This window comes from Methylomonas koyamae, assembly GCF_001644025.1.
GTDB lineage: Bacteria > Pseudomonadota > Gammaproteobacteria > Methylococcales > Methylomonadaceae > Methylomonas > Methylomonas koyamae_A.
In genome coordinates, this window is record NZ_LUUK01000025.1 from 40,351 (window position 1) to 46,724 (window position 6,374).

A 6,374-nucleotide genomic window follows, 5' to 3' on the forward strand; every position below is an offset into this window, starting at 1 on the left:
AACAGTATTCCCATGACAGACGCGACTTATCTGAATAACCAATTTCTGATCGCCATGCCCAGTTTGGCCGATCCGCACTTTTTTCATACCGTGACCTACCTATGCCAGCATAACGACGAAGGCGCGCTGGGTATCGTCATCAATCGACCGACCGGTATGAAATTGCGCGACATCTTCGAACAAATGGGCATCGATTGCGACCTGAACGACGTGCTGGAAACGCCGGTGTTCGCCGGCGGACCGGTGCAGCAGGAACGCGGCTTCGTCATCCACGGTTTTTGCGAACAGCACTGGGATTCCAGCATTCCGACCGCTGAAAACATTACGTTGACCAGCTCGCGCGACATCCTCGAAGCCATTGCCAAGGGCAAGGGGCCTAGGGATTATCTGATCGCTCTCGGTTACGCCGGCTGGGGTAGCGGCCAACTGGAAAAAGAGATCGTCGAAAACGCTTGGCTGAATACCCCGTCCGGCGAAACGATCCTGTATCACACGCCGATCAGCCAGCGCTGGAATGCCGCCGCCAGCCAACTTGGCATCGACATCAATCGCCTGACCACGCCGGCCGGCCATGGTTAACCGCGACCCCTTGGCCGCCAAACTGAGTAGCGACACGTATCTGGGTTTCGATTTCGGCAACAAGAAAATCGGCGTCTCGGTCGGCCATGCCGACACCGGCATCGCCAGTCCGCTGGCCACGTTGCGCTCGATTCAGCAAGTGCCGGACTGGCAAGCCATCGGCAAATTGATTGTCGAATGGCAACCGGTCGGCCTGGTGGTCGGCATTTCCCGGCAACAAGACGGCAGCGACAACGTCATCACCCCCCGTATGCGGAAATTTTGCCGGCAATTGCACGGCCGCTACCAACTGCCGGTGCATCAGATCGACGAAACCCTGACCACGTTCGCCGCCAAGCAAATGCTGTACGACGATCTGCATGTCAGCGCTGCTAAACTATGGGCCGTGCAGGACCAATTGGCCGCTCAAATCATTCTGCAGAGCTGGTTCGACCGCTAGTCGAGGCCGCTTCGGCCCGGTTTTTTCTTCGCTGGTTTTTCCTATAATAATTACAATCCAACCGCCAACCGCCATGTCAACCGCTACTTTAAACATTGATGTATTACTCGACGCGCTGGAGTTGGCGATACGCCAGCAAATCGCCGAACGCAAGCTGCACAACCCGCTGCTGATCGGGATTCATAGCGGCGGCGCCTGGGTCGCCAATCACATGCATCGCCGCTTGGGTGGCAGCGAGCCGTTGGGCTTGTTGGACATCACCTTTTACCGAGACGATTTTTCGCAAATCGGCATGCATCCCAAGATCAAAACCAGCCAATTGCCGCCGCATCTGGAAGGCCGCGACATTATTTTGATCGACGACGTGTTCTATACCGGTCGCACCGCGCGGGCCGCGCTGAACGAAATTTTCGACTACGGCCGGCCCAACCAAGTGGTGTTGGCAGTGTTGATAGAACGCGACGGTCGGCAGATACCGCTGCAACCGGATTGCAGGGGCATCCGCATCGATTTGTCCGGCAATCAGCGCATCAAACTGACCGGCCCGGAACCCTTGGGCATCGAAATTCAAACCCCTAGCGGAGTACCTGCATGACCAAGCATTTGCAGCTCAACGAGCAGGGTAAGCTCAAGCATTTTCTATCCATTGAAGGTCTGAGCCGCGAACTGTTGACCGAGATCCTCGACACCGCCGAATCCTTCGCCGGCATGTCGGAGCATCAAGTCAAAAAAGTGCCGCTGCTACGCGGCAAAACCATCGTCAATCTGTTTTTCGAAAACAGCACTCGTACCCGCGCCACGTTCGAACTGGCCGCCGCCCGGCTGTCGGCCGACGTGATGAATATGAACATCGCCACTTCGTCAACGGCCAAGGGCGAAAGCCTGCTGGACACGATACATAACCTGGAAGCGATGCACGTCGACATGTTCGTGGTCCGTCACGCATTGAGCGGCGCCGCGCATTTCATCGCGCAGCATGTCGCGCCGCATATCAGCGTGATTAATGCCGGCGACGGTCAACATGCCCATCCGACCCAGGCGATGCTGGATATGTACACGATCCGCCAATATAAACAGCGTTTCGAAGGACTGAAGGTCGCCATCGTCGGCGACATTTTGCATTCGCGGGTAGCCCGCTCGCAAATCGTCGCGCTGAATACCTTGGGTGTTGCCGAAGTCAGGGTCATCGCCCCAAAAACCTTGTTGCCGGCTCAGGTCGCCAGCATGGGCGTCGTCGCCGTGCATGACATGGATGAGGGCTTGGACGATGTCGATGTGGTCATCATGCTCAGATTGCAAAAAGAGCGGATGAATTCGGCCTTTTTGCCGAGCGAAAGCGAATTTTTCCGTTGCTTCGGCCTGACCGAAGCCAGGCTGCAACGCGCCAAGCCGGATGCCGTCGTCATGCATCCCGGCCCGATCAATCGTGGCGTGGAGATCGCCTCCAGCGTCGCCGACGGTCCCCAGTCGGTGATTCTGCAACAGGTTAGTAACGGTATTTCGGTGAGAATGGCGATTATGTCGATGACGATGTCCGGTCAGGGAGGAACGGCGTGAGCAAAATATTGATCAAGAACGGCCGGGTGATCGACCCGGCCAACCGGATCGACGCCCAAGCCGATCTGGCGATCGCCGACGGTAAAATCGTCGGTTTAGTCGGCGACGACTTCAGTGCGGATCAAATCATCGACGCCGCCAACCAAATCGTTTGTCCCGGCTTCGTCGATATGAGCGTGCGGCTGCGCGAGCCGGGCCAAACCCAAAAAGGCAATATCCTCGGCGAATCGCGCGCCGCGCTGGCCGCCGGCGTCACCTCGTTGTGCCTGCCGCCGGATACCCAACCGGTCATCGATACGCCGGCCGTCGTCGAATTCATCAAGGACAAGGCCGAAAAAGCCGAATACCCGCAAATCCACCCGGTCGCCGCCTTGACGCAACGCCTGGCGGGCAGCGAGCTGAGCACGATGTTCGCACTGAAACAGGCCGGCTGCATCGCGGTCGGCAACGCCAGCGCGCCGCTCGCCAACCTGTTGATCCTGCGCCGGGCCATGGAATACGCCGGCAGTCACGGTCTGTTGTTGATGTATCGCGCCAACGAAGCCTCGCTGAGCGGCAAGGGATGTGCCCATGAAGGCGCGGTCGCCAGCCGTTACGGTCTGCCGGGCATTCCGGAAGCGGCCGAGTCGATTGCGTTGGCCCAGTGCCTGGAACTCGCCGAGCTGACCGGTTGCCGCGTGCATATCAGTCAAATCAGCTGCCGACAGTCGGTGATTAAAATTCAGCAGGCGAAAAAATACGGGCTGAACGTCACCGCCGACGTCGCGGTACACCAACTGCACCTAACTGAGAACGACATTACGCCGTTCGACAGCAATTACCACGTGATTCCGCCGCTACGCAACGATATCGACCGCCAATATCTGCGCGACGGTCTCGCCAACGGTACGCTAGACGCGATTTGTTCCGACCATCAGCCCCACGACCTGGACGCCAAACTCGGCGCGTTTCCGGAAACCGAGCCCGGCGTCGCCGCGTTGGAGACGCTGCTGCCGTTGACCTTGGCCTACGCCCGCCAACATGGCTTGAGTCTGGCGCGCGCCATCGCCAGTCTCACCGAGAAGCCGGCGGGTATATTGAGCCTGAACGCCGGCTCGCTGACGCCGGGGCGCCCCGCCGACGTTTGCGTGTTCGATCCCGAGTACCTTTGGCGGGTCGAACGTGGCCAATGGCTGAGCGCCGGTTGCAATACGCCCTATTGGGGACAAACCTTGACCGGCCGGGTCACGCACACCCTGCTCGGCGGTAGATTGGCGTATCGATTGCCACCCGGATGATGCTAGCTCGCCTCCGCTAACCCCATTTTGCGCCGCCACGCGGCATCTTTCAGGAAATACCCATGGTTTGTATCAAAAACAGGAATAGCTCGCCGAGCATCATCGACGACTTGAAAGGCGATCAGTCTTGGCGCATTTTCCGGATCATTAGCGAATTCACCGAAGGCTTCGACGAACTGTCGGATCTGTGCGACGCGGTTTCCATTTTCGGCTCGGCGCGGCTGGAGCCGGAACACTTTTATTACCAAAAGACCGTCGAATTGGCCGAGCTGCTCAGCCAACAGGGTTTCGCGATCATCAGCGGCGGCGGGCCGGGCATCATGGAAGCCGCCAACAAGGGTGCGCTGGCCCAGGGCCAGACTTCCATCGGTCTGAACATCGAGTTGCCGATGGAGCAAAAGCCCAACCCCTACCAAAGCCTGTCGCTGAATTTTCGCTATTTTTTCGTCCGCAAGGTCATGTTCGTCCGCTATTCGATGGGTTACGTGTGCATGCCCGGCGGTTTCGGTACGTTGGACGAGTTCTTCGAAGCGTTGACGCTGATGCAAACTCACAAGATCTATCCGTTGCCGCTGGTCTTGTTCGGCGGCGATTTCTGGAACGGATTGGTGGATTGGATGAAATGCAAGATGCTGGAATACGGTACGATTTCCGAGGAGGACCTGTCGTTGATCACGATCACCGACGATCCCCGCCAAGTCGTCGACATCATGATCGCCCATCGGGAATGGAAAGACCAACAGCGGCGCAATTAAACTTTCCGGGCCGCCATCTGTCACAACCTTGCTTTAAACCAGGATTTTATTCGACATGACCGAGACCAGTCTCAGTACCAGCCAAGCCGCCCTCCAACAACTGCAAGCCCACATCAACACCCAAATCATCGGCCAGGCCGTTCTGGTGGAGCGGATGCTGATCGCGCTGCTGGCCGACGGCCACTTGCTGGTCGAGGGCGCGCCGGGATTGGCTAAAACCCGTGCCATCAATGTGTTGGGTCAGGGTCTGGAAGCCGATTTCCATCGGGTGCAATTCACGCCAGACCTGCTGCCGGCCGATTTGACCGGCACCGAAATTTACCGTCCGCAACAAGGTAGCTTCGAATTTCAAAAAGGTCCGCTGTTTCACAACCTGATATTGGCAGACGAAATCAATCGGGCGCCGGCCAAGGTGCAGGCGGCGCTTTTGGAAGCGATGGCGGAACGCCAGATCACGGTCGGCAAGGCCACATACCCGCTACCGCCCTTGTTCATGGTGATGGCCACCCAAAACCCGATCGAACAAGAAGGCACCTACCCGTTGCCGGAAGCCCAGCTCGACCGTTTCCTGCTGCACGTCAAAATCGATTATCCCAGCCCGAGTCACGAGCAGGCGATTCTGCACCTGGCCCGAGCCGAGGCGCGCGGCGAGCTGGCGCACAAGACCGCGGCGCCGACCAAGGTCGGCCAACAAACTTTGTTCGCGGCGCGCGCCGAGGTGCTGGATTTGTACATGGCTGAAAGTCTGGAGCAGTATTTGCTGCAAATCGTGCTGGCAACCCGCAATCCGGGCGCGTACGGCCAGGACTTGGCCGGCTGGATACAATACGGCGCCAGCCCGCGCGCCAGCATCGCGTTGGACCGGTGCGCCCGGGCCAAGGCCTGGCTGCAACAGCGCGATTTCGTCGATCCCGGCGACATCCAGGACCTGGCCTACGACGTGCTGCGCCATCGTTTGATTCTGTCCTACGAAGCGGAAGCGGAAGGCATCAGTCCGGACCACGTCATCAAAGAGTTGATCGCCCGTATCGCGGTACCCTGATGAACCAGTTCCAAATCGCCGGCAACGAACGCATCGCGGTCGACTTAAAGACGCTGCTCGATTTGGCCAAACCGGCCGCCGCGTTGAAACTGGGCAGCGGCACGATTCGCGCCAGCCAGGGCGGACATTATCTGTCGCGCTTCAAGGGGCGCGGCATGGCCTTCGATGAAACCCGTTTGTACCAACCCGGCGACGACGTGCGCCGCATCGATTGGCGGGTGACCGCCCGCACCGACAAACCGCACAGCAAAATCTATCGCGAAGAGCGCGAGCGGCCGATGTTTATTGCCGTCGATTATCGCGCCAGCATGCAATTCGCGACCCGAGGCGTATTCAAGGCGGTGCAGGCCGCCCGACTGGCGGCGCTGCTGGCTTGGGCCGCCTGGCATCAGGGCGACCGGATCGGCGGGCAGATTTTCGCCGAACACGGCTGCCAGGAATTCAAGCCGCAAAACGGCAAGGCCGCTGTGTTGCGTTTCCTGAACGCGCTGGTTCGGCCGGATTTTGCCGGCGACCCGGTGACCGGTTTGGACCAGCCTTTGGCGCGTTTGCTGCACCACGCCCGCCCCGGCAGTCGGGTCTATATCCTCAGCGATTTTCGCGGACTGAACGCCGCCGCCGAAAATCATTTGGCTTATCTGGCTCGCCACTGCGACATCGTATTGGTGCAAATTTTCGATCCGTTCGAGCTTGCCTTGCCGGCGAGCGGCAGATTCCGATTGGTG

At 59.0% G+C, this 6,374-nt stretch carries 8 protein-coding genes; all 8 read left to right on the forward strand.

Translation table 11 applies throughout. The features are described from left to right. Positions 1-12: 12 nt before the first annotated feature. The gene (locus A1355_RS02525) at positions 13-579 is read left to right on the forward strand and encodes a YqgE/AlgH family protein (RefSeq protein WP_064024672.1); all 567 of its coding nucleotides are present in this window, start codon (positions 13-15) and stop codon (positions 577-579) included. Continuing rightward, positions 572-1,018, forward strand: a complete 447-nt coding sequence (gene ruvX / locus A1355_RS02530; protein WP_064024674.1) for a Holliday junction resolvase RuvX — start codon at positions 572-574, stop codon at positions 1,016-1,018. Before A1355_RS02525 ends, ruvX begins: the two co-directional genes overlap by 8 nt. 73 nt (positions 1,019-1,091) lie before the next feature. Then, positions 1,092-1,613, forward strand: a complete 522-nt coding sequence (gene pyrR / locus A1355_RS02535) for a bifunctional pyr operon transcriptional regulator/uracil phosphoribosyltransferase PyrR (protein WP_064024676.1) — start codon at positions 1,092-1,094, stop codon at positions 1,611-1,613. Next, a complete protein-coding gene (locus A1355_RS02540; protein ID WP_064024678.1) occupies positions 1,610-2,575 on the forward strand; it encodes an aspartate carbamoyltransferase catalytic subunit in 966 nt (321 codons plus the stop codon). The genes pyrR and A1355_RS02540 overlap by 4 nt, the downstream gene beginning before the upstream one ends. Further along, positions 2,572-3,852, forward strand: coding sequence for a dihydroorotase (locus A1355_RS02545; RefSeq protein ID WP_064024680.1), 1,281 nt, complete (start codon positions 2,572-2,574; stop codon positions 3,850-3,852). Before A1355_RS02540 ends, A1355_RS02545 begins: the two co-directional genes overlap by 4 nt. A gap of 62 nt (positions 3,853-3,914) precedes the next feature. Further along, on the forward strand, positions 3,915-4,607 hold the full coding sequence (locus A1355_RS02550; protein ID WP_064024683.1) for a TIGR00730 family Rossman fold protein: 693 nt from the start codon (positions 3,915-3,917) through the stop codon (positions 4,605-4,607). A 55-nt stretch (positions 4,608-4,662) separates the two neighbouring features. Then, on the forward strand, positions 4,663-5,649 hold the full coding sequence (locus tag A1355_RS02555) for an AAA family ATPase (protein WP_064024686.1): 987 nt from the start codon (positions 4,663-4,665) through the stop codon (positions 5,647-5,649). Beyond that, positions 5,649-6,374: DUF58 domain-containing protein (locus A1355_RS02560; RefSeq protein ID WP_064024687.1), on the forward strand; the 726-nt coding region annotated here is incomplete at its 3' end. The genes A1355_RS02555 and A1355_RS02560, both read left to right, overlap by 1 nt.

Bases quoted from the DNA above. Each gene is read 5' to 3' on its own strand.
- pyrR (WP_064024676.1), top strand. From the start codon at position 1,092: ATGTCAACCGCTACTTTAAACATTGATGTATTACTCGACGCGCTGGAG.
- A1355_RS02555 (WP_064024686.1), top strand. From the start codon at position 4,663: ATGACCGAGACCAGTCTCAGTACCAGCCAAGCCGCCCTCCAACAACTG.
- A1355_RS02540 (WP_064024678.1), top strand. From the start codon at position 1,610: ATGACCAAGCATTTGCAGCTCAACGAGCAGGGTAAGCTCAAGCATTTT.
- A1355_RS02525 (WP_064024672.1), top strand. From the start codon at position 13: ATGACAGACGCGACTTATCTGAATAACCAATTTCTGATCGCCATGCCC.
- ruvX (WP_064024674.1), top strand. From the start codon at position 572: ATGGTTAACCGCGACCCCTTGGCCGCCAAACTGAGTAGCGACACGTAT.
- A1355_RS02550 (WP_064024683.1), top strand. From the start codon at position 3,915: ATGGTTTGTATCAAAAACAGGAATAGCTCGCCGAGCATCATCGACGAC.